Here is a 23631-nt window from a genome sequence, read left to right on the forward strand (position 1 = left end):
CCTGGTCGAGGTGAATCGAGGGCTGCCCGTGCGAACGGGCGGCCCTCTTCTTTGTTCGTCCGCATTCGACACGGAACGCATTGCCATCACGGAGATTGAGGAACGAGCGCAGCCCGCGCATTGACCTCAGGGGATTTTTCGTCATGGCCAAGCAAGCATCCAAACCGGCCGGGACGGCCGCGACCATTCATGATCAGAAACTGCAGCGCGGCGAAGGCGGCGAACTGCACCAGACGGCAACCGGATCGACACCGGTGCTGACCACCGCCCAGGGCGGCCCGGTTTCCGACGACCAGAATTCGCTCAAGGTCGGTGCGCGTGGCCCGACCGTGTTGGAAGACTTCCACTTCCGCGAAAAGATCTTCCATTTCGATCACGAGCGCATCCCGGAGCGGGTCGTCCATGCGCGCGGCTATGGCGCCCATGGCTATTTCGAAACCTATGAATCGCTGGCCAAATTCACCCGCGCCGACATCTTCCAGCGCGCCGGCGAAAAGACCCCGGCTTTCGTGCGCTTCTCCACCGTCGCCGGCAACAAGGGCTCCGCCGACCTTGCCCGCGACGTGCGCGGCTTCGCCGTAAAACTCTACACCCAGGAAGGCAACTGGGACATTGTCGGCAACAACATGCCGGTGTTCTTCATCCAGGACGCGATCAAGTTTCCCGACCTGATCCATGCCGCGAAGGCCGAGCCCGACAGCGACTTCCCGCAGGCGCAGACCGCGCATGACAATTTCTGGGACTTCATTTCGCTGACGCCTGAAAGCATGCACATGATCATGTGGGCAATGTCCGACCGCGCCATCCCGCGCTCCTTGCGTTTCATGGAAGGGTTCGGCGTCCACACCTTCCGGCTGCTCAACGCCAAGGATGAATCGACCTTCGTCAAATTCCTCTGGAAGCCGAAGCTCGGCCTGCAGTCGGTGGCCTGGAACGAAGCGGTCAAGATCAACGGTGCCGACCCCGATTTCCACCGCCGTGACCTCTGGGACGCCATCCATGCCGGCAATTTCCCGGAATGGGAACTGCAGCTGCAGCTCTTCGACCAGGAATTCGCCGACAGTTTCGACTTCGACATTCTCGATCCGACGAAACTCATCCCCGAAGAGGTGCTGCGGCCGATCGCGGTCGGTCGCCTGGTGCTCGATCGCATGCCCGACAATTTCTTCGCCGAGACCGAGCAGGTCGCGTTCATGACGCAGAACGTGCCGCCCGGCGTCGACTTCTCCAACGACCCGCTGTTGCAGGGCCGCAATTTTTCCTATCTCGACACGCAGATCAAACGGCTGGGCAGCACCAACTTCACCCACCTTCCGATCAACGCACCGAAATGTCCCTTCCACAATTTCCAGCAGGATGGGCACATGGCGATGCGCAACCCGGTCGGGCGGGCCAATTACCAGCCCAATTCATGGGATGAAGGCCCGCGTGAATCCCCGGCCAAGGGGTTCCGCTCCTTTGCCGAAGTCGAAGCCGGACCGAAGGCACGGCTGCGGTCGGAAACCTTCGCCGACCACTATAGCCAGGCGCGCCAGTTCTACATCAGCCAGCAGCCGGTGGAACAAGGCCACATCGCTGCCGCGCTGACCTTCGAGCTGAGCAAGGTGCAAACGCCTGTCATCCGCGAGCGTATCGTGTCCCATCTGCTCAACATCGATGACGGGCTGGCGGCCAAGGTGGCGGATGCGCTCGGCCTGAAGGCGATGCCGAAGCCCGCCGATGCGGCGTTGCCTACGCGTCGGGATCTCCCCGCGTCGGATGCGCTCAGCATCGTCAAGAACGGCCCCGGCCGCTTCGAGGGCCGCAAGCTCGGCATACTGGTGACCGACGGCACCGACGCCGCTCTGCTCAATGGCCTGAAGCAGGCGCTGACCAAAGCAGGCGCGACGTTCGAGATCATCGCGCCGAAAGTCGGCGGCGCCAAGGCGAGCGACGGCAGCTGGATCGACGCGCAGCAGATGATCGCAGGCGCGCCATCGGTTCTCTACGACGCGGTCGCGCTGTTGCCGGCAAAGCCTGCAATGGCCGACCTGCTGAAGGAATCCACCGCCCGCGATTTTGTCGCCGACGCCTTCGCGCATTGCAAGTTCATCGGCTTCGTCGAAGCGGCAGCCCCGCTGCTGGACAAGGCAGGCATTGTCGAGGATGAGGCGGTCATTGTGCTGGCCTCAGCCAAGGATGTCGCGGGCTTCATCACCAGGCTCGGCGACCTGCGCTTCTGGGCGCGCGAACCGAAGGTGAAGCTGGGCTGACATGCTGGTGGCAACTGGATTTGGCTGCGGTCACGTCACACCGCCAAGCCAAATCCAGTCGCTGAAAGCATTGCCGAAAAGCCACATCGGTCACTGCGGCTCTAGAGGGCACTGACAACTGCCGTTGCGCCCTCGGTTAAAAACGTACAGTCAAATCCCAGTGGGATCGATCGCGTCATTGACCAGTAGCCGGTAGTTGTGGGCACTGGCGTTTAGAGAGTTTGCAAAGCTCTCCCGCCACCTCTTAAGAGCCAGATCCCGGACCATGACCATGAAGGCGAGCATGTCTCGGCCTTCGCCTTCGACATCGTGTGCCAAACTTTCAGGAAGTCCGTTTGCGACCATCGTTTTCAACCGCGACCATAGATCAAACAAATCAGATGGGCCGATTGCGCCCAACTGTTCGTTCCGCTTCTGCTTCGAGCATCGTAAGCTTTTCCCGGATTTCTTCCGGTTCGGCATGCTCCAATCCGACAACGTCGTTTCTGGTCTCGTCCAATGAAACGATGATCTCGTCGAGCTTGGCGTGAATGGCAGCAGTGTCGCGATAGCCTTGTATCAGGACCACCCCAGTGATCACGATGGCCGCGACCGATAGTGCGTAGGTGACTGCATTTGTCAGGCCGAAAGGCACCAGCGCGGTGCACAACGCCATCGCTATCATCATGACGTAGAAGCCCGGTGGCCGAGAAAGAAAGTCGGCCGCCACGAACAGGATGCGGTTCATACCCCGGCCAAGGTCAACAATGCGAGCAGTGCGGTGATGGCAACGCTTATCGGCACTGCCGCGAGCAAGCCTGCCTCGAGCAACCGGGTCTCTTTGTCGCGGAACATCAGAACCTCACACGCTCGAATTTGGTTTGGATAGAGGGTTCGCTCGCCGCATAAGCGGCGGAGCGAACCCTATCAGCGCAGGAAGGGACATAGCTGCGCGGATCTGCACGAATGTTAGCCAACGATCACCCCCAGGAGTAGAAACGTGAGGGCGGTTGCGAAGATCGGTGCGAGCAACCACCGCGCTTGGCCAACACTCCTATCCATCTGTTTTCTCCCAATTTTTCGGAGACAAAACCTCGCGAAGACAGCGCGGTTCCACGGGTCGGCAACGCTCGGACCATTGCGTTTTTCCCATCGGACCTAGGTCCGGCACGACCCCCGACTCAAGCCGTAAGGGCGGAACGTTGCATCTGCATCGAGGTTGGCTGTCGGGCGCCGATCGATCTCGTTCGGCCCTGATCTAACAAGGAGAGAAATCATGAGAACGCATCTTTCTGCCGCAGCCGCGGCTTTTCTTCTGCTCGCCGGGGTCGGCGTCGCCGCTGCCGAAGACATCATCATCCAGCCCGAACAGGAAACGGTGATCCGCACCTATGTGAAGAAGCAGCCCTTGGCGTCGGTGAAGGTTCCCGGCGTGGAACTCAATATCGGCACCGCTTTGCCTGATACGGTCGAACTTCGCGAAATTCCCGACGTCAAATATCGCTACGTCGTGATCGACAACCGGACCGTCCTTGTGGATCCCGGCACGCACAAAATCATCAAGGTCTACGACTGACCACCTGCTGACATCTTCCAATCTGAGCCCGTCGCCTTGGTGGCGACGGGCTAACTCGTCAAACGGAAAACATCGCCATGTCGAACTCCGAGACTGAAAAATCCGATAGCTTGGGAACGCGCGTGGCCGACCTCAAGACCAGGATGCTGCATGCCCAAATTACAACCGGCGAAATGAAGACTTTCCAGAAGGTCTTGGCGGTCATGGAGTGCGGCCAAGGTCGTATTGACGGCGATGACCTCATTGCCGCTTCGTTCCTCGCAGGACAGTGACCCCGAAGTGGCTAAGACACCCGCCAGATGACCAAGGATGTCGCAGGCTTCCTCACCAGGCTCGGCGACCTGCGCTTCTGGGCGCGAACCGAAGGTGAAGCTGGGCTGACTTCGAACATAGCTCGGCCCACTCATGAGCAAAAGCGCCGCGAGCAGGCTGGCATGGCGGCTTCGCCCTTTCGACAGGGCTTGCGTATACAAGCGGTATGTCGGTTCTCGATTCTGCGAAGCAATGGGCGCGCAATATCAAGCGCGATGTCGTGGCACTCTGGCTTGCCGCGCGTGATCCGCGCGTTCCATGGTATGCAAAGGCCACTGCCGGCGCGGTCGCGGCCTACGCTCTAAGCCCTATCGACCTGATACCGGACTTCATTCCGATCATCGGCTATCTGGACGACCTCATCATTGTGCCGCTCGGCATCATGCTTGCCGTCAAGCTGGTGCCGACCGATCTCATGCAAGAGTTCCGGGACGAAGCGACACGCCGCGCCAAGCCGGTAAGCAAGGCAGGGCTGGCATTCGTGGTCGCGGCATGGATACTGGCGGCGCTTGTGATGCTCTGGCTGTTCTGGCCGAAGCCAGCTTAGGTAGCGCGACTTCGATTCGGGGCGCGCGAGCCGAAGGTGAAGCTCGGTTAAAAGTGATGCAACAACAGGGCCGTCGCCGTGGCCGCAAACTCGACTCTCTGATAGGGACATCGGACGATCTGGCTCCCGGCCCGCGTTAGACTGGCGTCCATGCGAGACAAGTACAGCTTTCTTCGCAGCTTCATATGGGTGGCGTGCCTGACCGCGCTCCTCATGTGGGCTTCAATGGCGGTGACAGTTATTTTTGTCGACTTTTTGCATGGCAACCCTCACAGGACACAATCCAATGCCATCGCAACGGTGCTCGAGGTTGGCCCGCTGTTCGCTTTGATGGTGCTGGTGATGGCGATGCTTGCTTTTGGCCCGCCTCAACTGTTCCAAGCAGTTCTGTCGAAAATCACGTCACGGGTCTTCGACAGGAGGACCAGCGCCATCATCCTCATCGCAGCACTCCCAATCACAGCGGTCATCACATGGTACTCGTTCGATTATCTGGTTCCGCTGGCGGACCCGTCACCATACCCTGATGACTGGGAGCCCTATCAGCATGGGATGACGACGACCCGCTACCTGTACTCCCTCGGAGCCCAACTGCCTGTCACTCTGTTCAACGTAGCATACGTCAATACGGCTTCTCATCGGCGGCTTCGCGTACGACTGATCGTATTCGCGCTGGCAGCCGTTGCCGTCGCAGGCGTCGTCATGGGCCACCGAGACGCCGTGAACCAATATAAGTTTCTTTAAACCGCGCCCGGACAGCAACCGTTCAACGGAAAGCGCGACACCTTTGGCCGGTTCCCCAGGCCGGTGTTCATTCATGTTGCAGCCTGGTCAGTTGCTTCTCGGCTTCCTCGACGGCGTTGGCCATCACCATGTCGAAGTCGATCATCGCTTCCAAATGGCCGTGGTCATCGATGGATTTCCGCAGCATTCGCATTGCCAGGATGGCGTCCGCCATCGCCTGTTCGATACTGACCACCATAAAGCAATCCTTGCTTCGCGAATAAACCTTTCTGGAAGCGTGCGGTTCCGCCCAAAACAAGACGGCATTTGCCAAACCGATACTTGCCTGGGCTCGCATCGATGGGACTGGCTGCGCCCTACGCGTCCGAAGGGTCGCTCTTCGTCGCATCCGGCCCGGTCCGGAAAATCCGCCTGAGAATGTCGCGCGCGATCTCGGCCCGATGCCTGTCCTGGCCGCGCAACTCAACCCCACCTAGCCTTGCGGGCGCGCCGCCCTTGTGGTCCCACACCATCCAGCTGCCGGATTCTTCCTTCAGGCACTCGAATCTGTCCCCTGGCATCAGGCGGATCTATCTCTCGGCATCAGCGTCTCCATTCACAGGCCCCGCAATCGAGGCATTTTCACCGCTGGCCATACCGGGTTGGGTTTGATGCCGGCCGTGTCCCGCGTCGGTCAAAGCGGCACCTGGGGTCCACCCCCGCGAAGCTAGCGAGTTGCCGGTGGCCGAACAATGAAGGAGGTCGCTTGGTACGTTTCCGAACAGTTCGCAGGACTGGCTAACCGATTGTCGGAAGCGTACAGTCGCTCTGTCGCCGGCCGTTGAATGGGCGCTGGCGCTTGAAGAGCCGTTCGCGCTTTCGCCCCACCGATGGGTAAAACGCGATGGTGCCAAACGGTTCGGCGGACTCAAATCAGCTTTCGATCCTGGCCAAAGTGCTCGACGAGTATTGTCGCCAGGCCGGCATTGGTGCCGGTCACGCGGCGCGGGAGTGGCTTGGCCGCCGCGTCATGGAGCTGTTCCAGGGCGGCATGGACAAGTCCGCGGAATTGCATGCCGCCATGAACGCCAGCTACGCCGAATGGCTGGGCGAGGTCGATCGCCTGTCTTCATCTTCACAACAGCCTGTCTTGTGGGCGATCGACCCTGCAATCACGGAACCATCCGCTGCCGAGACTGTTGATTCAGGTGGCGGCGGAGCATTGCGCTTCCCTCAAGCTGATGAGGCGGATCACTCCGCTATTTCGTCGCCACACCCCCTCTGAGAGACTGTTTGAAAACGGAGCGCCAGACAGGAGCAATCAGTCGGGAATCGGCAGCGGTGCCTCACTCAAGGTCCGCAGGTAAGCGATGACGTCTACTCGCTGCTTCTCGTCCTGCAGACCCGGGAAAATCATATCTGTTCCAGGCAAAGTGAGTGCGGGGTTTGAGATAAAAAGATTGAGTTCCTCAAAGGTCCAATCGCCACCAGCGTCCTTCAGACTTGATGAATATTCGACGTCGCTTTGCGAAGCCTTCCGCCGCCCTACGATGCCCCACAGATTGGCCTTTTTGGAAACCTTGACCCCCGGCGCCGCAAGATGGCAAACCCCGCACGTTCTGCCGAAAATTTCTTTGCCAGATTCAGCGCTTGCCGATGCTAGTCGTGCCGAAATCGGCGCAAGGGCGGGTCGTACGGCGCCATGACTGCGCAAGTAGGCCACGACGTCCTCGTGACCACCGAGCTTGGCCAAATGTATGGGCGGATTTCCATTCGATGTCAGTGCATTGACCTCTGCTCCAGCATCCACAAGATGGATGACGCACTGAAGGCAGCCCTTCTCGGCAGCCACGTGCAGCGGGGTCTGCGCTTTCGCCACCTGATTTGGATTGGCCCCATTATCGAGCAACAGCTTCACGATGTCGGCGTACCCACCCTTGTTGGCGGCGTAAAGTGGCGTTCTTTGCCAACTGACGGGCAGGTTAACGTCCGCCCCATGCTTGATCAGAAGTTTTGCCAATTCGACATTTCCGGCCTCGCAGGCGATATAGAGCGCCGTAACACCGTCAATTTCATTGATATCGGCGCCTTTGTCCAAGGCGGAAGTCACCGCTGCGACGTCGCCATTCCTGACAAGATCACCTAAGTTGCTGGCCTGGGCGGGCAGTGTAAAAAGCCAAAGGGCCGACGCAGCCCCTATCACCCACGTGCGCCCCCGCTTAATCATTGTATCTCCCTGACGAGAGTTCCATGACGGGTTTATCTTATAACAAGGGCTTGCTGGCGACAATGTATCGCTCACTGACGTTCTCAAACGGCTCCTGAGAAGAACTCCAGAAAAGCAACGCGGAACGGAACGACTCGCTATCGGAATGTCGAAAGCGTACAGTTCTCCTGTCGCTAGCCACTGAACGGGCGCTGGTGCTTGAGAGTGTCGATCGTACTCCCGCCCCTGCGGGAGCTACGCGATGAATTACGAAATTCCAAAATCGACTGTCACCGGCCAGGCACTGGCCGACGAAACCTCCACTCAGCCAAGATACCGAAATGAACTGTTGTGCAAGATGAGCGCGCAGGACCTTGCGCTGCTTGAGCCCAGCCTGCAGCGGATAGCTCTGCCGCTGAGAATGCCGCTTGTGACGCCCGGTGCGCCGATTGCAGCCGTCTACTTCATCGAGCACGGCATTGCGTCGGTGGTCGCGCGCACGTCCGGCGGCCGGGAGGCGGAGATCGGGTTCATCGGCTTTGAGGGGCTGGCAGGATATTCGCTGGTGATGGGCGACAACCGCTCGCCGCAAGCCTGCTTCGTGCAACTCGAAGGCGAAGCGATGCGCATCGACGCAAGCAGCTTCGACGCGGCTCTGGCGACCAGCCCTACATTGCGATTGTTCCTGTTGCGCTTCGTCAATTCTCTGCAGATCCAGACCGGCTATACGGCACTTGTCAATGCGCGGCTGAAGTTGGCAGGCCGCCTGGCCCGGTGGTTGCTGATGTGCGACGACCGCGTGGTGGGCGTACGGTTTTCCATTACCCACGAATTCCTCGCCACGATGCTGGGCGTAAGACGGCCAGGCGTCACCATCGCCCTGCAGGAATTGGAAGGACTCACTCTGATCCGATCGCGCCGGGGTGAGGTTGTCATCCTCGACCGGCCTGGGCTGATTGCGCTGGCTGGGGGCGGATATGGGGTACCGGAATCTGAATATGCCAGGCTTTTGGGAGAGGTCGGCTCGGAGCCTGAATTGACTGGCTAATGGATTGTCGGAAGCGTACATTTGCCCGGTCGTCCGCCGTCTGCGGCACACGGACGCTTGGGAGCCAAATCAGGTGCTTTCGCCCTTTCGGGAGGAAGTCATGGCTGAAGCAGAACAACCTATTCCGGATGGCGTCGAAGTCACCGAGACCATGGGCGAATGGCGTGTTCGGGTCGTCATCAACGGCAACGTGCACTTGAGCACGTTTGATGTGGAATCCTACGCCCGGTCCTTTGCCGATAGCCAGCGCATGCGCGTAGGGCTGACCCGGCTCGCTTCACGCATTTGATGCGAATTGCCCGCGCCGCCCAGATTGTCGGTTTGGTACCAATACTCGCCAACGAGCTTGTCGGAATCGTACGGTTCCAACAAAGTAAACGGTGAATTTGAACAAAATTGAATATTGTTATACTGATGCGTCATAGTTAATAGACGGAGCCTTGTTTAAGTGCTTAGTCAAGATGTCATCAGCTTTTGCACGGGCGCTGGTGCTTGAGAGCGCTTAACATTCTCCCGCCCAAGCGGGAGCTATGCAGTGACCGTCAACCAACCAAACATGTTTTCCGGAATTCCCATCGAGCGAAGTGACGGCACCATTTCGGTGCTTTGTACACTTCCCCAAATGGCCGACGCCTTGGCAGACGACTGGCCGTCCAATGGTCCCATGTTTCTGGCGGCACTTGCCGCCCTGGTGGGGGAACGGGTGGGATGCTGCAGCACAAGGGAGGTCCACCGGGCTTTCATTGCGGCCGCGGTCGAAGCCGATTGTCTTCCCGACAGCTACATGAAGGAGTGAACGCGAAATGCCCCTCACCCTGTGCACGACGCTTTGCGAAACGAGAGATGCGCTGCACGTGCTGCGACGGGCTTTGTTTGTCCGCGGGCATATCGAAGCCATGGAAGAGATCGATTCCCTCATAGGCGTCGCCGAAGACAAGGCAGTTCATCAGATCGGCAACATTGACCGGGCAGAGATAAGAAAGCCTGTCCTGGTGGCGGTCGCACATCCGGTAGAGCCGGCAGGTATTGTTCTGCCGATTGCGCAGCCGAAGAACCTTGGCGAGCTTCGGGAACAGGGCATGGGCCTAAGCATCTATTGCGGCAATGCACGCTGCGGTCATCTGCGCTCGCTGGACCTCGATGACCTGATCGAGACCTACGGCACCCACTATGATTTCAACATCGAAAGGCGGCTGGCATCGAAGCTCGTCTGCAAACGGTGCCATCATGTTGGAGGAAGGCTGGTCGTCGTTTCCGACAAAAGGCCCCGATATTGAAGACCAGGCGACGGACTGAAGCGCGTCGCGTGAAAACGGATTCATGCGACGCGCTTTAGTTCTTTGTTCTTATGCATGTCGTGTTCCCAAAACCGAGGTCACTTTTGGGCGACATGCATCAACCTCTGAGCCGCTCGTGCTTTTCGTGCGCGGACGGAACCTCTTGGCCGACAACCCGTTCCTGGTAGCGCCTCGGAAGCCCCCGGCCGAAAAAGGCGCCGGAAAGTTAGTCAAACAACTTTTCATTGAGCCCACCACTGACCCCTCGGTGGCGGGCTTGCATTTGTCGGTTTCGTACCAAGCCTCGCTATCAGATTGTCGGAAGCGTACAGTTTTCTTGTCGCTGGCCACTGAACGGGCGCTGGCGCTTGAGAGTGTACATCGTACTCCCGCCCCGAGGGAGTGAGACGATGAACGACGACACCGACAGGCCGGTCTCTGCCCTCGATTTCCATACCCTTCGCAGCGCATTCAGAAGTTTGGTCGCCGAAGGCTTGTTGCCTGAAGCCATTTGGGTTCGCCATGCCGAAGAAATGGTCAGGGACCTGACCGGATCGAGTGTTGTCGACCCCGAGATTGTCCTGCAGATCATCCGCAAGTGACGCTCAGGACGCATTGGCAAGTACAGTCAATTGCGGCTCACGCGGCGCGGCCAAACTCGTTCTGGACGATGTCGAGAAGCAGGCCGTCATTGTCCCAGCCAACAGGCTCTTTCAGCCGCCAGTCGCACCCCGAACGGTCGAACACGATCGGTGCCGAATAGAGCTGTGCGAAGCCAAGCACCAGCCGTTCGGCGTCAGCGTACGACAGGTCGCCGTGGCGGTCGGCCAGTTGAGCGGCCAGAACCGGCACGTTCACAATTCCATACTCGTAGATTGTCTTGACCAGCGTGTAATTCAGATCGTCACGCAGTTCGACCGGGTAGTTGTGCATGGCAAACTCCTGTCCGAAGGACTGGGTTTTCCCTCACTTTCACCATGCGCCAGGCGATTCGTTAAAGCAAGACAAATCTCAACAAAACATTAATAAAATCAATTAGTTAGTATGTTTAGCCGGTGATGCAACCCAGGCACTATGAGTATGTGGCGCAACAAAAGTGTTTGACTACCTCGGAACCAAATAGGCCATTGGCAAATTGTGGAACAGATAAGTCACTTACTCATTCGGCTCACCGGCTGGATTGCCGGAAGCAGGAGGCCATGATGACCGACAATCTTGAACGCCCCGAACGGCTGCAGGTGATGCTGAACGAAGAGGAATTCGCGGCGCTCGACACATGGCGTTTCGACAAGCGCATGCCGAGCCGCGCGGCTGCAGTGCGTGAACTGCTGCGCCGTGGCCTGGCTGCCGAAGGCTTTCTGCATGCCAACAGCGGCACGCGTTCCGGGGATTTCGGTCTTCTGAGCGGCGAACAGGGCGCTAGCAAGACGAAGCCTTCGTAAGAATATCAGCCTATCGCGTCGACGTCGGCGCGATGGCGTCCGCCAGGGCCTCGAAGCTTAAAACCTCGCTCAGCATTTCGACAGGGGCAGCCAGGCCCTCAAGGGTGGCGCGTATGCCCAACGTCACCATTACAAGGTGATCTTCAGCCTTGCCGTTGTCGTTCGCCTGCCTAGCGGCGGGCGGCTTCACTTGCGGATGATCCACTCGATGAAGCCGGTATCGACGTGAAGGCTGCCGGTGAGGTCGCGCATCATCGCCGTGGCGTGCTCCACCCATTGCCCTTCCGGCAATTGCAGTTCGGCGATCGATGCCTTGAAGGCATTTCTCAAAATGTGGGAATCGTGAGCGGATATCATGCCGCCCGGGCCTTGGTCGTCTTCCATCCGATGTCTCCCGGCAGGGCGGGAGTACAGGAACTCTCAAGCACCAGCGCCCGTTTCGTGGCCGGTGACATCTGAGTTCTAAGGCCATCGTGCGCGCACACAACAACAAATGTGATGTCGTTTCCGTACCGAGTCCCGGCTGCTGGAACATTTTCCTTCGGTCCGCATTTTCAGTGCCACCGAAGCAAAGGAGGATGCCGTGGCCCGACTGCCCCAGGACAAGGACCGGATTGAACGCGCCACCCGCGAGTCCCAAACGATCATTGATCTGGAACGTCAAGCTCGTGAAGCCAAGACAGCCCGGCTGCGGGCCCAGCGGCTCTCTGCCGACGCCCCTGCTCCTGCCCCACCTGCTGCGTCCAGGCGCAAGAGCGCAACTGGCAAAGCCCCGCGAAAAATCATCGACGCCAACTGACGCCACGCGGATACTTGCGGAACCGGCAAGATCTCTTTGGGCACGATCCAGCCCGCAATGTCCAGGGCCACTCCCGTTCGGCGATGCAAGTCAATTCACGGTGGAACGTTGGTCCTGCTTCAGGGTTGTAACCCGAGGAGGGCCGCCTGTGCCGGATCAACCCAGCATTGTCGAGACCTTGCGGACTGTCAGGGGGTTCCTGAGCCTGGCGCGAAAGGCGGTTATCGATGCGCGCCATCTCGAGGCGATGATCGAGATCGATACGCTGATGCAGGTCGCGCAGTCGGAAACCGACAAGCGGATTGCGAGCCTGGAGCGGGCCGCCGGCTTGTCCAAGCCATGATCTGCTCAGACACATTTTCGGAAAATCCGGGGATCAAGTCGAGCAGCCTGCAACAGCCGTCTGGTCGTTAGCCGGCGGATTTTCTCCGCCATCCTCCAAGTCAAGCCTTCGCGCAATATGTCGGTTTCGTACCAAGAGACGTTTGGTACGTTTCCGACACTAACTTTGACGTCGATCTTTTCGTATGCGAGCGGCTGTGGGGGACGCCGTGCATCGAATTCCAGACTGTATTTGTAGGTTTCTTCGTTCAAAGCCCCTATATCTGAGCGATCGTCGGCACGTTGATACGGGCGCGGACGGCTGGGAGATCGGATGGCTCTTGCCCTGCATGGGGCCGCGCCATGACTAAACCTGATCTCGACCGAAATCATCACTACCGAAACCAATTGCTGCTGCACATGAGCGCGGATGATCTGGCGTTGCTGGAGCCGCATATGCAGCGCTGCGAATTACCGCTGCGCATGATGCTTGTCACGCCCCATGTCCCGATCGAGGCGGTCTATTTTCTCGAACGGGGCATTGGCTCGGTCGTCGCCAGGACGACGAGCGGCCACGAGGCGGAGGTCGGCTTCGTCGGCTTCGAAGGCATGACCGGAACCGCCCTGGTGATGGGCGACGACCGTTCGGCGCATGCCTGTTACGTGCAGCTCGAAGGCGAAGCCATCCGCATCGATGCCGCGCCTTTCAACACGGCCCTTGCGGCAAGCCCGACCTTGCGCCTGTTCCTGCTGCGCTTCGTCAACGCCCTGCACACCCAGGCCGGCTGTACGGCGCTGGTCAATGCAAGGCTGAAACTCGAGGAGCGGCTGGCGCGCTGGCTGCTGATGTGCGACGACCGGGTGCCCGGCGAACGCCTTGCCATCACCCACGAATTCCTTTCAATCATGCTTGGCGTGCGGCGGCCCGGCGTGACTGTCGCCTTGCAACTTCTGGAAGGCCGCGCGCTGATCCGCTCGCGCCGCGGCGAGATCGTCATTCGCGACCGCGCCGGGCTGCTGGAACTCGCCAATGGCGGTTACGGCGAACCCGAAGCGGAATATATCAGGCTGATCGGTGAGATCATGCCGGGCTGATCGGAACGATCATCGCCGGCCGACACATCAAGCGTCGGCATTCCCACCGGACGTCCCGGCATCCGACGCCACCGGACTTTCGCCACGCCCGATCTCGTCGCTTGCCTCCATCACCACCAGCCGCGCTGGCGGCGAATAGGGAGGCATGCTGATCTGGTGCCACAATCCGTCGAACTCTTCCGCCGTGCCCGGATGCTCGAAGAATGGCACGCGCGGATCGAGCGGCGTCACGTCGAAGCGCTGCCCGGTCCGAGGGTTCTCGACGATGACATGCTTGTCGAGAATGTCGCCTGGAGACATCAGCCAGCCGCGCAACACCCGCCAGTCCGGATGTTCAGCGACAAAATCATGGCTGTTCTCATGCGCGTCGTAGCCGTCCATGGGAGACGAACCCAACTTGACATATCTGTAAGGTATCAAGACCGCCGCACGGCTGCCGGCGCGAAGTCTGGCGAAAAGGCTCAAGGCAGGCGCCGCACGCGCGTCGCTGCCTTGCCGGCGTCCGGCTTGGCCGCCCTTGCCTGGAAGCGGGCAACAGTGCCGCTCGCGCCGACTGGCGCATCCCTGCCAACAGGCGCATCCCTGCCAACAGGCATGCCGGCATGCTCGAGGCCGGCGAGCTTGCACTTCGTCTGCTCGGCCGCCGCGCCGATCAGGCAATCGATGGTGAACATGGTGCCGGCATGGTTGCTTGCCGCGACCGTCTGGCGGATCTTGCTCAATTGAGTGTGAGTATAGTCGAGAAGATCGATGAGCTCTGCATTGTCCAAAGCACTCTCCATCATTCGATGTCGAGACGCCGATCTAGGTCGCTCTTCGTACTAAATTACGCCCATTCGCCTGACTTGCATAGGCGCAGAGTACGAAACCGTACAATTTGCGCATTTCCGCAACGACTAACGGATGCCGACCAATAGCCGCCGCGTATTGGCCTAAGGTCCCATTCGCAGCAACGCGATGTTGTGCAAGATTGCAGCAATATAAGCAATTGCTGAACAATGGTTCGGACGGCTGTCGAGGGGCGTGTCGTGCCAATCCGCAAGAATCTTGCCGCGAATCTGCGACGGCTGGTTTCCGGCCATGCGTCGGTGGCCGCCGTATGCCGCGGGCTGGACATGAACCGCTCGCAGTTCGAGCGCTATCTGCAAGGCAAGAGCGTGCCCAACCGCGCGACAGCGAAGCTGATCTGCGCCTATTTCCGCATTGACGAGGATGAATTGTACCGCGCGCCGGAACCCGCCGCGCCCGAGCACCCGTTGCTGTCACCGCTCCACCAGACGCTCTACGAGAACATGGTGCGCGGCCCGGCGCCGGCGCTGGCCGGCGGCACCTATTTCACCTACTTCGCGGTTCCGGATCGGCCCGACCTTCTGATGCGGTCGGTCACCTTCGTGCGGCGCGGGGCCGAGCAGGTGACTTTCAGGCGCGTGACCCGCTGGGCCGAAGGCCTCCGCCGGGGCGGAGCGCGGGCGCCGGGCTGGCATTATGGCGTGGCGATCTCGCAGCTGAACTGGATCTATTTCGCCGGCATCAACCGCCGCCAGACCGGCGAGCCGTCGATCGTTGCCGTCCAGTGGGCGCCGTTCTCGGAGCCGGTCCTGGTCGGCAGCGCCTTCGTCCTGACCGGAACGAGGCCGGTCTGCGTCAAGGTCATCATGCGCCAGGAGACAGGCAGGATCAGCCTGAGGCAGGCGCTGCAGATGTCCGGCATCGTCAGCCTCGATGACCCACGCCTCGACCAGCTTGTGGCCAGCCTTGTGCGCGAAGACCAGGCAATTCCAGAGAAAGTGTGAACCGGGTTTCCCGGAAAAGCGCGTAGCGCTTTCCCCACAGGAATTGCGTCAAAACAAAGCGATAGAGCGGTTCGCAGTTTCTTTGAAACGGCGGACCGCTCTGGAGTGGCATCCCGGGTCAACAAAGATTAGCCTTGGCCAACAAGAATTTGTCCGGGCCGGCAAGGTCGGCCTGGCGCCAACAAGGGGTTGGCCGGGGAATACAAGGGTTCGCGATGCTCAACAGCTTCGACTATGGCGGCAAGGAAGCCGACACGGTGCACGCGCTGGAGGAGGACATCATCTTCGGCCGGCTGGCGCCCGGCACGCGCCTGGTCGAGGATGTGCTGCTCGCCCGCTTCCCGGTTTCACGCCACATCATCCGCCAGGCGCTCTACCAGCTGGAAAAACTCGGCATCGTCACGCGCGAGCGCAACAAAGGCGCCATGGTGCGCCGGCTCTCGCCAGACGAGGTGCGGCAGATCTACGAAGTGCGCGAAATGCTGCAGCGCCAGGCGGCGCTGATGATCCCGCTGCCGGTCAGCGACGAACTGATCGCGCAATTGACCGAGATTCATCGCATCTACAGCAGCCATGTCGACGCGGGCTACCTGCGCGGCATCCACGAGGCCAATGACCGTTTCCACCTCACAATGTTCTCGGCCTGCGGCAACGCCTATCTCGTCTCCTCGATCGAGCATTATATGCGTCTCAGCCTGCCGGTGCGGGCCAATTCACTGGCCGACCGGGAAAAGCTCGACGTCTCGCGCCAACACCACGCAATGATGATCGAGGCGCTGAAGCGCCGGGACAATTGGGTGCTGGCGCAGCTCTGTGTCGACCATTTGCAGCCGAGCAAGACGTTTTATCTCCAGGAGATCGAGACGGCACCAACGCTCTGAAGCAACGGTCTTCCTGCGAACACTCTCCCTATCTGACCTTGACGACGACCTTGCCCTTGGCACGCCCGGTTTCGACATAGGCCAATGCCTCGTTGGTCTTCTCGAACGGAAACGTCCGATCCATGACGGGGCGTATGACGCCGGATTCGATGAGCGAGGTGATCTTGCCCAACTGATCGCCCTGCGCCCACATGAACAGGAACGAATACCCGACACCGGCGCGCCTGGCCTTGCCGCGTATGCCGAGGCTCAGCAGGCGCAGGATCAGCTTCAGCACCATGTTCAGCCCCTGCTTGCTGGCAAATGCAGGATCCGGCGGGCCGGAAATGGAGATGAGTTTCCCGCCCGGCTTCAGCACATGCAGGGATTTTTCGAGCGTTTGGGCGTCCTGGCTGTTCAGGACGACATCGTAGCCTTGCAGGATTTTCTCGAAATCGTCTTTCTTGTAGTCGATGACGATATCGGCCCCGAGACCTTTCAGCAGATCGGCATTCGCCGCGCTCGCTGTCGTCGCGACGGTCGCGCCGAGATGCTTCGCCAGCTGGATGGCGAAGGTTCCTACGCCACCGGAACCGGCCTGGATAAACACCTTCTGGCCTTTCTTCAGCCCGGCTGTCTCGACCAGCACCTGCCAGGCGGTCAGGCCCACCAGCGGAGTCGAGGCGGCTTCCTCCATGCTGAGGTTTTTTGGCTTCAGCGCCACATCGGCTTCATCGATAGCGATGGATTCGGCGAACGTGCCGATCCGCCCGTCGCGCGGCCGCGCATAGATTTCGTCACCGGGCTTGAACCTGCGGACTTTCGACCCGACCCGCACGATGATCCCTGCCACGTCATGGCCGAGGATGAACGGCGGGCGATAAGGCACTATCAGCTTGAACTCCCCGTCCCGAAGCTTGGAATCGATAAGGTTCACCCCGGCAGCGTGAATCTCGACCAGGACATCATTGTCCCGCAACTCGGGTTCCGGCATCTCGGCGAGCCGCAGGGCGCCCTTCTTTTGATACTTGTCGACAACAAAGGCTTTCATCATGGTCGCTTTCTAAAAATGATTTCGGTGGCCGGCACGAACGGCCAAGCGATGCTTGCGTGTCGCACAAGCGTGAAGTCAGTGGCTGGGCTCAGACAGGCAGGCGAAATTGCTTGCGCAAGACTTTATCGAACATCGCAGCCGGCGCGAAGCGGCGCAGCATGCTGACCTGCCACGCTGCCTTGCCGGCAGTGTAGCGCCGCAGTGGATGCCTGTCGGTCGCGGCCTTGAGAACCACCTTCGCCACCACATCAGGCAGATCGGCCTTGGGCATCACCTCGCGAAGCAGTGCCTCGACTGCGGCGCGCGCCTGATCATATTCCTCTATGCGGGAATCGGGCTCGAATCCGTTCTGGTCGAATACCGTGCGCACATATGCCGGTTCGATGACCGAAACGCGGATGTTGAAGGCGCGAACCTCGTGGTCGAGCGATTCCGAATAGCCCTCAAGCGCGTGCTTGACGGCTGAATAATGGGCCGAGTACGGCGCCGGGACCACCCCCAGGATCGAGCCGATATTGACGATGCGCCCCTCGCCCAGCCGCCGCATCACCGGCAGCACCGCGTGGGTCATCCGCATGACGCCAAACAGGTTGACGTCGAACAGGGCCTGCGACTGCGAGACCGAGGATTCTTCCGCGCCGCCGAGCAGCCCGACACCGGCATTGTTGACCAAGAGGTCTATCCGGCCGGTCTTGCCGAGAACAGTCGACACCAGGGACGCGACGGACGCGTCGTCGGTCACGTCGCAGACCAGCATCGATATGCCGTTCATGACTTGGCTGGACGCCTTGCGGCTGGTGCCGAAGACAGTGAAGCCGGCGCGTGCCAAAATCTCGGCGCTGGCACGGCCAATGCCTGAGGAGGCGCCGGTGACAACAGCGGTCTTTCCAGAATTCCGGTTCATTTCTGAAGGCTCCAAACGTAAGAGGTCTTGCTTGTGATCATTCATTGAATTATGATTGTAATATCACATTACACTCATAATGCAATAGGGAAACGAGAAGGAGCCATCATGCGCTATGACAAGGGCCGGAAGGACGCATCACGCAGCCGGATCATGGAGGTCGCTTCGCACCGCTTCCGCGGTGACGGCATCGCCGCGTCCGGACTGGCCAGCATCATGAGCGACGCCGGGATGACGAATGGCGCCTTCTATCCGCACTTCCAGTCCAAGGCCGACCTGGTGCGCGAGAGCATGGCATCGGCACTGGAGACCCAGTCGCAGCAATTGCAGGAGGCACTGGCCTCAGGCGGCCTGGAACTGGCGATGGCGATGTATCTATCGCCCGAGCATAGGGATCATCCGGAGACCGGCTGTGCTTCCGCCGCGCTGTTGCCGGAAATCACGCGTCAGCCGCCCGAGACGCGCGCTCTCTACACCGAAAAGCTGCTGACCCTGGTGCGCCAGTTGGCCAAGGACCTGCCGCCGCACACCCGCGATCCGGAAGGCGTGTCGCTGGGCGTCTTCGCCGCGCTCATCGGCGCCCTGCAATTGGCCCGTGCGGTGGAAGGAACGGATTTGTCGGACCGCATTCTGGCCGCGGGCGCGAATGCAGCGCGCACGCTGACCCAGCCGCGGTAAGGGACGAGACATAAGCGTGACCTTGCCGGTTCGAACAGCAGCCCGAACCGACCTTTACCTCCGCCGTGAGAGTGCCGCTTATGTCGGTCTGTCAGGTCGCTTCGAGCACCATGTTGAGCGGCGTCTGGGCGGCCCGCCGGACATGCGAAAAGCCGCCGGACTGGATGACCTCCGTCAGTCGGGTCTCTCCGGCCTGCGCGCCAAGCGCGAGCCCGGTTTCCTGCGCCAGCGAGGTCGGCACGCAGATCATCGTCGACGCCGCGTAGTATAGCCTTCCGACCGGATTGATGTTTTCCTCAAGCGTGTTGCCGGCCATCGGCTCGACCACCATCCAGGTGCCGCCCTTCTTCAGCGCCTGGCGGATATGCGCCGCCGCGGCCTTCGGGTCGCCCATATCGTGCAGGCAGTCGAAGCAGGTGATCAGGTCGAAGTCCCTGCCGCCGAAATCCTGCGCCCGGCCGACCTCGAAAGTGAGGTTGGTCAGCCCGTGCGAGCGGGCATGCGCGGTGGCGGCGGCAATCGAGGCCGGATGGAAATCATAACCGGTGAACCGCGAAGCCGGGAACGCCTGCGCCATCAGGATGGTCGACAGCCCGTGCCCGCAGCCGACGTCGGCCACGACAGCTCCCGCCTTCAGTCTGTCGACGACCCCGTCCAGCGCCGGCAGCCAATCCTGCACGAGTGCATTGACGTAACCCGGCCGGAACAGGCGTGCGACCGCGCAGAACAGGCAGCCGGCCTGATCGCCCCAGGCAACGCCGCGCCCGGTCTTGAAGGCCGCCTGCACCTTCGGCTGGTTCTCGACCATCGCGGCCGCTGTATCGAAGCCACCGATCAGATTGACCGGGCTGTCGGGCTCGGCAAACACGAAGGACTGCTCTGGCGTCAGCGAGAACCGCCCATGCTCATAATGCACGTAGCCGGACGCCGCCTGCGCCGAGAGCCATTCCCTGACATAGCGGGGCGCGCAGCCCGCCGCCTCGGCAAGTTCGTCGGCATTTGCCGGCCCGATCTCCCGCAGTGTCTTGTAGAGGCCGAGCGCGTCGCCGATGCGGACCAGCGGCACGCTGACCGCGCCGCCAAGATCGCCAAGGATGCGGCCAACCAGTTCATTGAGCGTTGCTTCATTGAGTTGTGTCATGTCGGTTTCCTCCTCAAACGGCGCTTTGTCGCTCCGTCGATGCGAGGGATAGAACCCGCAATGGCCCTTGGCATGATGCGCCTGTCCCGCGCGGCCAGGGAATTCGCGGGCCTTACAGGGACAGATGTCCCGCCTTCGCAGCCAATGCCGCCGTCAATCCATCTCAGGCGCCCGGCCCTTGCCGGACAGCGTCATGACGATTGCCTGCGAGCGGCTGTGCACACCAAGTTTGCTAAAGATCACCGACAGCTGGTTGCGCACGGTCTTGACGCTCTTGTCGAGGCGCTCAGCGATCGCACGGTTGTCGAGCCCCTCCGCGACCAGCCCCAGCAGCGCCGTCTCAGCGGCTGTCAGGCCGGCCTCGCGGATGGCCTGCGGCTGCGTGGGCCGCTCGCGCCCGAGGAAGGCGGCGAGCTCGTCCTGGAACACCGCCCAGGCCGGTTCGTTCGGCAACAGCACGTGGTTCTTGCTGTCAAGCGGCACGAAGCGCGCACCGGGAATCGCTGCCGCAAGCTTACAGCCTTCGTCGAACGGCACGCGCATGTCGCCGCGACTATGCGCGATCAGCGTCGGCACGCGCAGCCTTGCCGCAAGGTCCAGAACATCGATCCCCTGCATGTGCGAGAGCAGCTGCGCGGCGACGTCGGGGGTTGCCGTCACACGTTCGAGGTCACCCCACCAGCGATGCTGTTCCGGCGTCCCGTCAGGGATGAATAAATTGGTGAAGAACCGGCAGAATGCCGGGTTTTCGCGTCCCCAGCCAATGCGCACGAAATTGACGAGTGTTTCCGCTTCCAGCCGCTCGGCCTCGGTTTTCGCCCGAACTCTGCCACCCTGGCCGTAAGCGTTCAAAAGCACAAGATGCGACACACGTTCGGGATGCCTCAGCGCATAGGCAATGCTGAGCGCGCCGCCCTGCGACAGGCCGAGCAGGATGAATTTTGGCTCCTCTATCGCAGCCGTCACGGCGTCGAGGTCCGCGTGCCAGGCTTCGATCGAGAGATCGGCGACATGACGATCCGACAGGCCGCAGCCGCGCGGATCGTAGCGCACGAACCGGTTGCGGGCCGAAAGCGCCTGCAGCCATGGCCGCCAGACCGGGCTCTCCAGATCATAGTCGACATGACTCAGCCAGTGCGCCGCCCGCACGATCACCTCGCCCTTCCCGCAGGAGGCGACTGCGATGCGCGTGCCGTCGGCGGAGGTGCAGAACCCTATGCTCTGGCTGAGCTTCATCGCCAAAGGATATCGCAGCAAGGCGCCGTGCGACAGGCCGGCTTCAGAACCGCCCAGGGGAAAAAGGCGCAAGTCTCTCGCTGTTGGGCCGCCGGTCGGCGATGAGGTCGCCGACCAGCCGCGCGGTGACGGCGGCAAGCGTCAGCCCGAGACCATGCCGCTCGAAATGTTCATCGGCCTCCGCGAAAAACTCTCGCCCGCCATCACCGCCGCCGCGACGCTGATGATGGCGCTGTCGATCGTGCTGCTGGTGGTGCCGAACCTACTCACCCGACGCGGCCAAGGCCGGCGGGCAGCAAGCGGCTGAGCCCGCTTCAGCGCCATCGGCAATCCCCGCGAAAAAACAGTGAAACTTTTCGCGCGGCGCTCTCGTTGCTGCTGGCATCGCCTTCCCAAGGCGATCGCAGACCTCCGATCATGCCCCGCCGGCCCTGCCGGTGGGGCCTTTTTTTGAGGCCGTGGCGGGCTGGCAGTACGGAACCATCAAGGAGTCGGGAAGTTTCAAATCGGCCAAACGCTGCGACGTCCGACCGGCTCCAGCGCCAGTCACGATTCACGTCCGTGATAGGTTATTGCGCTGCCATCCGGCAACGAAAGAGCTTTCGCATGGCATACGACAAAACCCCGGGAAGGTTTCAAGCTTCTGTCAGATATATTTTCAGAAAATAGAACTCATTTCACGCGGAGAGCTGGAACTTTTGCCCAAATCCTCCCGTTACACATTTGATCGTTGCTTCGACGGTCACAAAGCAACAGGGAAGGAACCTATCATGAATATCAAGATGATCTGCCTTGGCGCCATGACGCTTTCAATGGTCGCCGGCTCGGCCCTCGCCGCCGGCAACGGCACGTCCGCTCTCGACGACCCGGCCAAGATGCAGCCCTTCTACACCGATTCCAGCATGAAGACGCTGCGCGGCGATGATGATTTCATCAAGGCCTGGAAGGCGCTGACGCCGGACGACCAGACCGCAATGGCGACAGCCTGCGCGGATGAGGCCAAGAACGCCAGCCCGACCAACACCCATCCGGAATTCTGCTCGAGCGTGAAAGCGCACGGCGGCAGCAAGTAAACCTGATCGCCGCAGCCAGGAAACAGCCCCGTTCGCGGGGCTGTTTTGTTTGCCAGGCCGTCGCCGTGGCTTGCCCCGTAAAGGGCGATGGGCAATTGTCGTGCCGTTGGGAATGTCAGCGGGGCATCAGGAATGGAAGCGGTCAGGCGCAAGCGCGGCTTCTTCGGCTGGTTTTTCCTGCTCCTGTTCATCGGCTTCAACATCGTGATGCTATGGGCCGCCGATGTCGGTATGGGTGCCGCGGACAAACTGCCGGGTTTGAGCAGCAACGTCGTCAGCCTCGGCGTCGACCTCGGTGCTGCCATCGGCATCGTTGCCTTTGTCGTATGCTGGGTGATGGGCTTCCTGCTGCTTGGCCTGCTGGCCTACCTGACGCGCGGCCGCAAGGTGGTCGAGCCGGCTCAGTAGGGTCGAACCTGTTTTCGTGCGCAGGCTTCCGGCATGTTGGATCCCGCTGCACGGCGCGGCAGCCTCGTCGCAGGCATCGTTCTTCGCCGCCGCCCTCCCTTGCCTCTCCAGCGCCGCGTCGGCAATAATCCATCATCCCCGGAGAACCCCGATGTCACTCAGCCCCTTGCTCCATGCCTCGCCCGTCATCCAGCTCCATGCGCTGATCGCCATCGCCGCGCTGCTGCTTGGTGCCATGCAGCTTTGGCGCACCAAGGGCGACCGGATGCACCGGGCGCTTGGCCGCGTCTGGGTGGTGCTGATGGCGACGGTTGCCGGCTCCGGCCTGTTCATCTGGACGATCCGGCTGTGGGGGCCGTTCAGCCCGATCCACCTTCTGTCGCTATTGGTGCTGGTGATGCTGTGGCGCGGCGTGCGCGCAGCGCGCGGCGGCAACATTGCCGCGCACCGCCGCATCATGCAGGGCACCTACATTTTCGGCCTGATCATTACCGGGCTTTTGACCTTCATTCCCGGCCGCACCATGTATGCCGTCGCCTTCGGCCCGCAAGGCGCGACGCCGCAGAAGCTGATGGTCTTTGCCGCTTTGGTGGCAGCAGCGGCAGCGGCAGGGCTCTATGCCGCGCGGGGTGCAAGAACCGTGGCCCCGCGCCCGAAAGCATCCCCTGGCCTTTGATCCACCGGCTTTGCGAAACGCGCCGCGCCACGATGCGTTCGTGGCGATTCGGGATTCCAGTTAAACCTGGCCCATCCGATCAATACTGTTCAATTCGCGCTTTACCTGCGGTATCAGACCCCTTCGGCCGAGACCTAAACAAACGGCCGCGATCATATCTGCCCGCATGCTGAAATTGCTTGCCAGTACCCATCCCGGCATCTCGAAAGCATGAAATGAATGGACGCGTTC

The 23631-nt window shown here is 60.8% G+C and carries 34 protein-coding genes; 22 read left to right on the forward strand and 12 right to left on the reverse strand.

What is annotated here, in order from left to right; all coding sequences use genetic code 11:
- Positions 1–143: 143 nt before the first annotated feature.
- On the forward strand, positions 144–2252 hold the full coding sequence (katE, locus tag AC1DX4_RS24070) for a catalase (protein ID WP_477222674.1): 2109 nt from the start codon (positions 144–146) through the stop codon (positions 2250–2252).
- A gap of 376 nt (positions 2253–2628) precedes the next feature.
- Here katE and AC1DX4_RS24075 read toward each other — a convergent pair whose 3' ends face one another.
- Positions 2629–2979 carry a low affinity iron permease family protein gene (locus AC1DX4_RS24075; RefSeq protein WP_477222675.1) on the reverse strand — a complete coding sequence of 117 codons (351 nt, stop codon included), beginning with the start codon at positions 2977–2979 and terminating at the stop codon, positions 2629–2631.
- Positions 2980–3507: 528 nt separating this feature from the next.
- On the opposite strand from AC1DX4_RS24075, the gene AC1DX4_RS24080 reads away from it, so the two are divergent.
- From AC1DX4_RS24080 to AC1DX4_RS24095, 4 genes are all read left to right on the forward strand, one after another.
- Positions 3508–3807, forward strand: a complete 300-nt coding sequence (locus tag AC1DX4_RS24080; protein WP_477222676.1) for a DUF1236 domain-containing protein — start codon at positions 3508–3510, stop codon at positions 3805–3807.
- Positions 3808–3884: 77 nt separating this feature from the next.
- Positions 3885–4079, forward strand: a complete 195-nt coding sequence (locus AC1DX4_RS24085) for a hypothetical protein (protein WP_477222677.1) — start codon at positions 3885–3887, stop codon at positions 4077–4079.
- Positions 4080–4285: 206 nt separating this feature from the next.
- Positions 4286–4666: a YkvA family protein gene (locus tag AC1DX4_RS24090; protein ID WP_477222678.1), complete on the forward strand. Its 381-nt coding sequence runs from the start codon at positions 4286–4288 to the stop codon at positions 4664–4666.
- A 150-nt stretch (positions 4667–4816) separates the two neighbouring features.
- A complete protein-coding gene (locus tag AC1DX4_RS24095; protein WP_477222679.1) occupies positions 4817–5410 on the forward strand; it encodes a hypothetical protein in 594 nt (197 codons plus the stop codon).
- Between the two features lie 67 nt (positions 5411–5477).
- Here AC1DX4_RS24095 and AC1DX4_RS24100 read toward each other — a convergent pair whose 3' ends face one another.
- On the reverse strand, positions 5478–5723 hold the full coding sequence (locus AC1DX4_RS24100) for a hypothetical protein (protein ID WP_477222680.1): 246 nt from the start codon (positions 5721–5723) through the stop codon (positions 5478–5480).
- Positions 5724–5766: 43 nt separating this feature from the next.
- Positions 5767–5970 (reverse strand): hypothetical protein, encoded by a 204-nt coding sequence (locus AC1DX4_RS24105; protein WP_477222681.1) that lies wholly within the window; start codon positions 5968–5970, stop codon positions 5767–5769.
- Between the two features lie 323 nt (positions 5971–6293).
- On the opposite strand from AC1DX4_RS24105, the gene AC1DX4_RS24110 reads away from it, so the two are divergent.
- On the forward strand, positions 6294–6674 hold the full coding sequence (locus AC1DX4_RS24110; protein WP_477222682.1) for a hypothetical protein: 381 nt from the start codon (positions 6294–6296) through the stop codon (positions 6672–6674).
- A 36-nt stretch (positions 6675–6710) separates the two neighbouring features.
- On the opposite strand, the gene AC1DX4_RS24115 is transcribed toward AC1DX4_RS24110, so the two are convergent.
- Positions 6711–7616 carry an ankyrin repeat domain-containing protein gene (locus tag AC1DX4_RS24115; RefSeq protein ID WP_477222683.1) on the reverse strand — a complete coding sequence of 302 codons (906 nt, stop codon included), beginning with the start codon at positions 7614–7616 and terminating at the stop codon, positions 6711–6713.
- A gap of 337 nt (positions 7617–7953) precedes the next feature.
- Between AC1DX4_RS24115 and AC1DX4_RS24120 the strand changes: the two genes are divergently transcribed.
- From AC1DX4_RS24120 to AC1DX4_RS24140, 5 genes are all read left to right on the forward strand, one after another.
- Positions 7954–8643, forward strand: coding sequence for a Crp/Fnr family transcriptional regulator (locus tag AC1DX4_RS24120; protein ID WP_477222944.1), 690 nt, complete (start codon positions 7954–7956; stop codon positions 8641–8643).
- A gap of 100 nt (positions 8644–8743) precedes the next feature.
- Positions 8744–8932 carry a hypothetical protein gene (locus AC1DX4_RS24125; protein ID WP_172226416.1) on the forward strand — a complete coding sequence of 63 codons (189 nt, stop codon included), beginning with the start codon at positions 8744–8746 and terminating at the stop codon, positions 8930–8932.
- A gap of 246 nt (positions 8933–9178) precedes the next feature.
- Entirely contained in the window at positions 9179–9439 is a 261-nt protein-coding gene (locus AC1DX4_RS24130; protein WP_477222684.1) for a DUF982 domain-containing protein, read from the forward strand.
- A gap of 7 nt (positions 9440–9446) precedes the next feature.
- On the forward strand, positions 9447–9920 hold the full coding sequence (locus tag AC1DX4_RS24135; protein WP_477222685.1) for a hypothetical protein: 474 nt from the start codon (positions 9447–9449) through the stop codon (positions 9918–9920).
- 410 nt (positions 9921–10330) lie between these two features.
- The gene (locus tag AC1DX4_RS24140) at positions 10331–10522 is read left to right on the forward strand and encodes a hypothetical protein (RefSeq protein WP_477222686.1); all 192 of its coding nucleotides are present in this window, start codon (positions 10331–10333) and stop codon (positions 10520–10522) included.
- A gap of 37 nt (positions 10523–10559) precedes the next feature.
- Here the strand turns inward: AC1DX4_RS24140 and AC1DX4_RS24145 are convergent, their stop codons facing one another.
- A complete protein-coding gene (locus AC1DX4_RS24145; protein WP_477222687.1) occupies positions 10560–10853 on the reverse strand; it encodes a hypothetical protein in 294 nt (97 codons plus the stop codon).
- Positions 10854–11122: 269 nt separating this feature from the next.
- On the opposite strand from AC1DX4_RS24145, the gene AC1DX4_RS24150 reads away from it, so the two are divergent.
- Positions 11123–11362, forward strand: coding sequence for a hypothetical protein (locus AC1DX4_RS24150; RefSeq protein WP_477222688.1), 240 nt, complete (start codon positions 11123–11125; stop codon positions 11360–11362).
- 186 nt (positions 11363–11548) lie between these two features.
- On the opposite strand, the gene AC1DX4_RS24155 is transcribed toward AC1DX4_RS24150, so the two are convergent.
- Positions 11549–11746 carry a hypothetical protein gene (locus AC1DX4_RS24155; protein ID WP_477222689.1) on the reverse strand — a complete coding sequence of 66 codons (198 nt, stop codon included), beginning with the start codon at positions 11744–11746 and terminating at the stop codon, positions 11549–11551.
- Positions 11747–11945: 199 nt separating this feature from the next.
- On the opposite strand from AC1DX4_RS24155, the gene AC1DX4_RS24160 reads away from it, so the two are divergent.
- The 3 genes from AC1DX4_RS24160 to AC1DX4_RS24170 all read left to right on the forward strand — a co-directional run bounded on the left by AC1DX4_RS24160 (position 11946) and on the right by AC1DX4_RS24170 (position 13577).
- Positions 11946–12161 (forward strand): hypothetical protein, encoded by a 216-nt coding sequence (locus tag AC1DX4_RS24160; protein ID WP_477222690.1) that lies wholly within the window; start codon positions 11946–11948, stop codon positions 12159–12161.
- 148 nt (positions 12162–12309) lie between these two features.
- On the forward strand, positions 12310–12504 hold the full coding sequence (locus AC1DX4_RS24165) for a hypothetical protein (RefSeq protein ID WP_477222691.1): 195 nt from the start codon (positions 12310–12312) through the stop codon (positions 12502–12504).
- Positions 12505–12845: 341 nt separating this feature from the next.
- On the forward strand, positions 12846–13577 hold the full coding sequence (locus tag AC1DX4_RS24170) for a Crp/Fnr family transcriptional regulator (RefSeq protein WP_477222692.1): 732 nt from the start codon (positions 12846–12848) through the stop codon (positions 13575–13577).
- Positions 13578–13604: 27 nt separating this feature from the next.
- Here AC1DX4_RS24170 and AC1DX4_RS24175 read toward each other — a convergent pair whose 3' ends face one another.
- Positions 13605–13958, reverse strand: coding sequence for a hypothetical protein (locus AC1DX4_RS24175; RefSeq protein ID WP_477222693.1), 354 nt, complete (start codon positions 13956–13958; stop codon positions 13605–13607).
- Positions 13959–14038: 80 nt separating this feature from the next.
- On the reverse strand, positions 14039–14347 hold the full coding sequence (locus AC1DX4_RS24180) for a hypothetical protein (RefSeq protein ID WP_477222694.1): 309 nt from the start codon (positions 14345–14347) through the stop codon (positions 14039–14041).
- Positions 14348–14605: 258 nt separating this feature from the next.
- On the opposite strand from AC1DX4_RS24180, the gene AC1DX4_RS24185 reads away from it, so the two are divergent.
- A complete protein-coding gene (locus AC1DX4_RS24185; RefSeq protein WP_477222695.1) occupies positions 14606–15370 on the forward strand; it encodes a helix-turn-helix domain-containing protein in 765 nt (254 codons plus the stop codon).
- Positions 15371–15585: 215 nt separating this feature from the next.
- On the forward strand, positions 15586–16251 hold the full coding sequence (locus AC1DX4_RS24190; RefSeq protein ID WP_477222696.1) for a GntR family transcriptional regulator: 666 nt from the start codon (positions 15586–15588) through the stop codon (positions 16249–16251).
- A 28-nt stretch (positions 16252–16279) separates the two neighbouring features.
- Here the strand turns inward: AC1DX4_RS24190 and AC1DX4_RS24195 are convergent, their stop codons facing one another.
- Both AC1DX4_RS24195 and AC1DX4_RS24200 read right to left on the reverse strand, forming a co-directional pair.
- Positions 16280–17281: an NADP-dependent oxidoreductase gene (locus AC1DX4_RS24195; RefSeq protein ID WP_477222945.1), complete on the reverse strand. Its 1002-nt coding sequence runs from the start codon at positions 17279–17281 to the stop codon at positions 16280–16282.
- Between the two features lie 91 nt (positions 17282–17372).
- The gene (locus AC1DX4_RS24200; RefSeq protein WP_477222697.1) at positions 17373–18188 is read right to left on the reverse strand and encodes an oxidoreductase; all 816 of its coding nucleotides are present in this window, start codon (positions 18186–18188) and stop codon (positions 17373–17375) included.
- Positions 18189–18296: 108 nt separating this feature from the next.
- Here AC1DX4_RS24200 and AC1DX4_RS24205 point away from each other — a divergent pair, with 108 nt between their 5' ends.
- Positions 18297–18866: a TetR/AcrR family transcriptional regulator gene (locus AC1DX4_RS24205; RefSeq protein WP_477222698.1), complete on the forward strand. Its 570-nt coding sequence runs from the start codon at positions 18297–18299 to the stop codon at positions 18864–18866.
- A gap of 91 nt (positions 18867–18957) precedes the next feature.
- On the opposite strand, the gene AC1DX4_RS24210 is transcribed toward AC1DX4_RS24205, so the two are convergent.
- Together AC1DX4_RS24210 and AC1DX4_RS24215 are read right to left on the reverse strand one after the other, a co-directional pair.
- Positions 18958–20007 carry a class I SAM-dependent methyltransferase gene (locus AC1DX4_RS24210; protein WP_477222699.1) on the reverse strand — a complete coding sequence of 350 codons (1050 nt, stop codon included), beginning with the start codon at positions 20005–20007 and terminating at the stop codon, positions 18958–18960.
- A 153-nt stretch (positions 20008–20160) separates the two neighbouring features.
- On the reverse strand, positions 20161–21243 hold the full coding sequence (locus AC1DX4_RS24215; RefSeq protein ID WP_477222700.1) for an alpha/beta fold hydrolase: 1083 nt from the start codon (positions 21241–21243) through the stop codon (positions 20161–20163).
- Between AC1DX4_RS24215 and AC1DX4_RS24220 the strand changes: the two genes are divergently transcribed.
- From AC1DX4_RS24220 to AC1DX4_RS24235, 4 genes are all read left to right on the forward strand, one after another.
- A complete protein-coding gene (locus AC1DX4_RS24220; protein WP_477222701.1) occupies positions 21224–21550 on the forward strand; it encodes a hypothetical protein in 327 nt (108 codons plus the stop codon). The genes AC1DX4_RS24215 and AC1DX4_RS24220 overlap by 20 nt on opposite strands.
- 463 nt (positions 21551–22013) lie before the next feature.
- Positions 22014–22316 carry a hypothetical protein gene (locus AC1DX4_RS24225; protein WP_477222702.1) on the forward strand — a complete coding sequence of 101 codons (303 nt, stop codon included), beginning with the start codon at positions 22014–22016 and terminating at the stop codon, positions 22314–22316.
- A gap of 132 nt (positions 22317–22448) precedes the next feature.
- Entirely contained in the window at positions 22449–22724 is a 276-nt protein-coding gene (locus AC1DX4_RS24230; protein WP_477222703.1) for a hypothetical protein, read from the forward strand.
- Positions 22725–22875: 151 nt separating this feature from the next.
- The gene (locus AC1DX4_RS24235) at positions 22876–23400 is read left to right on the forward strand and encodes a DUF2306 domain-containing protein (RefSeq protein ID WP_477222704.1); all 525 of its coding nucleotides are present in this window, start codon (positions 22876–22878) and stop codon (positions 23398–23400) included.
- The last annotated feature ends 231 nt before the right edge of the window (positions 23401–23631 follow it).

The sequence above is a fragment of the Mesorhizobium sp. P3_A8 genome, from assembly GCF_056402995.1.

Bases quoted from the DNA above. Each gene is read 5' to 3' on its own strand.
- AC1DX4_RS24125 (WP_172226416.1), top strand. From the start codon at position 8,744: ATGGCTGAAGCAGAACAACCTATTCCGGATGGCGTCGAAGTCACCGAG.
- AC1DX4_RS24105 (WP_477222681.1), bottom strand. From the start codon at position 5,970: ATGCCAGGGGACAGATTCGAGTGCCTGAAGGAAGAATCCGGCAGCTGG.
- AC1DX4_RS24220 (WP_477222701.1), top strand. From the start codon at position 21,224: ATGCTCTGGCTGAGCTTCATCGCCAAAGGATATCGCAGCAAGGCGCCG.
- AC1DX4_RS24085 (WP_477222677.1), top strand. From the start codon at position 3,885: ATGTCGAACTCCGAGACTGAAAAATCCGATAGCTTGGGAACGCGCGTG.
- AC1DX4_RS24230 (WP_477222703.1), top strand. From the start codon at position 22,449: ATGGAAGCGGTCAGGCGCAAGCGCGGCTTCTTCGGCTGGTTTTTCCTG.
- AC1DX4_RS24155 (WP_477222689.1), bottom strand. From the start codon at position 11,746: ATGGAAGACGACCAAGGCCCGGGCGGCATGATATCCGCTCACGATTCC.
- AC1DX4_RS24195 (WP_477222945.1), bottom strand. From the start codon at position 17,281: ATGAAAGCCTTTGTTGTCGACAAGTATCAAAAGAAGGGCGCCCTGCGG.
- AC1DX4_RS24205 (WP_477222698.1), top strand. From the start codon at position 18,297: ATGCGCTATGACAAGGGCCGGAAGGACGCATCACGCAGCCGGATCATG.
- AC1DX4_RS24135 (WP_477222685.1), top strand. From the start codon at position 9,447: ATGCCCCTCACCCTGTGCACGACGCTTTGCGAAACGAGAGATGCGCTG.
- AC1DX4_RS24210 (WP_477222699.1), bottom strand. From the start codon at position 20,007: ATGACACAACTCAATGAAGCAACGCTCAATGAACTGGTTGGCCGCATC.
- AC1DX4_RS24200 (WP_477222697.1), bottom strand. From the start codon at position 18,188: ATGAACCGGAATTCTGGAAAGACCGCTGTTGTCACCGGCGCCTCCTCA.
- AC1DX4_RS24150 (WP_477222688.1), top strand. From the start codon at position 11,123: ATGACCGACAATCTTGAACGCCCCGAACGGCTGCAGGTGATGCTGAAC.
- AC1DX4_RS24190 (WP_477222696.1), top strand. From the start codon at position 15,586: ATGCTCAACAGCTTCGACTATGGCGGCAAGGAAGCCGACACGGTGCAC.
- AC1DX4_RS24145 (WP_477222687.1), bottom strand. From the start codon at position 10,853: ATGCACAACTACCCGGTCGAACTGCGTGACGATCTGAATTACACGCTG.
- katE (WP_477222674.1), top strand. From the start codon at position 144: ATGGCCAAGCAAGCATCCAAACCGGCCGGGACGGCCGCGACCATTCAT.
- AC1DX4_RS24235 (WP_477222704.1), top strand. From the start codon at position 22,876: ATGTCACTCAGCCCCTTGCTCCATGCCTCGCCCGTCATCCAGCTCCAT.
- AC1DX4_RS24215 (WP_477222700.1), bottom strand. From the start codon at position 21,243: ATGAAGCTCAGCCAGAGCATAGGGTTCTGCACCTCCGCCGACGGCACG.
- AC1DX4_RS24075 (WP_477222675.1), bottom strand. From the start codon at position 2,979: ATGAACCGCATCCTGTTCGTGGCGGCCGACTTTCTTTCTCGGCCACCG.
- AC1DX4_RS24090 (WP_477222678.1), top strand. From the start codon at position 4,286: ATGTCGGTTCTCGATTCTGCGAAGCAATGGGCGCGCAATATCAAGCGC.
- AC1DX4_RS24175 (WP_477222693.1), bottom strand. From the start codon at position 13,958: ATGGACGGCTACGACGCGCATGAGAACAGCCATGATTTTGTCGCTGAA.
- AC1DX4_RS24170 (WP_477222692.1), top strand. From the start codon at position 12,846: ATGACTAAACCTGATCTCGACCGAAATCATCACTACCGAAACCAATTG.
- AC1DX4_RS24140 (WP_477222686.1), top strand. From the start codon at position 10,331: ATGAACGACGACACCGACAGGCCGGTCTCTGCCCTCGATTTCCATACC.
- AC1DX4_RS24110 (WP_477222682.1), top strand. From the start codon at position 6,294: ATGGTGCCAAACGGTTCGGCGGACTCAAATCAGCTTTCGATCCTGGCC.
- AC1DX4_RS24225 (WP_477222702.1), top strand. From the start codon at position 22,014: ATGAATATCAAGATGATCTGCCTTGGCGCCATGACGCTTTCAATGGTC.
- AC1DX4_RS24120 (WP_477222944.1), top strand. From the start codon at position 7,954: ATGAGCGCGCAGGACCTTGCGCTGCTTGAGCCCAGCCTGCAGCGGATA.
- AC1DX4_RS24115 (WP_477222683.1), bottom strand. From the start codon at position 7,616: ATGATTAAGCGGGGGCGCACGTGGGTGATAGGGGCTGCGTCGGCCCTT.
- AC1DX4_RS24095 (WP_477222679.1), top strand. From the start codon at position 4,817: ATGCGAGACAAGTACAGCTTTCTTCGCAGCTTCATATGGGTGGCGTGC.
- AC1DX4_RS24080 (WP_477222676.1), top strand. From the start codon at position 3,508: ATGAGAACGCATCTTTCTGCCGCAGCCGCGGCTTTTCTTCTGCTCGCC.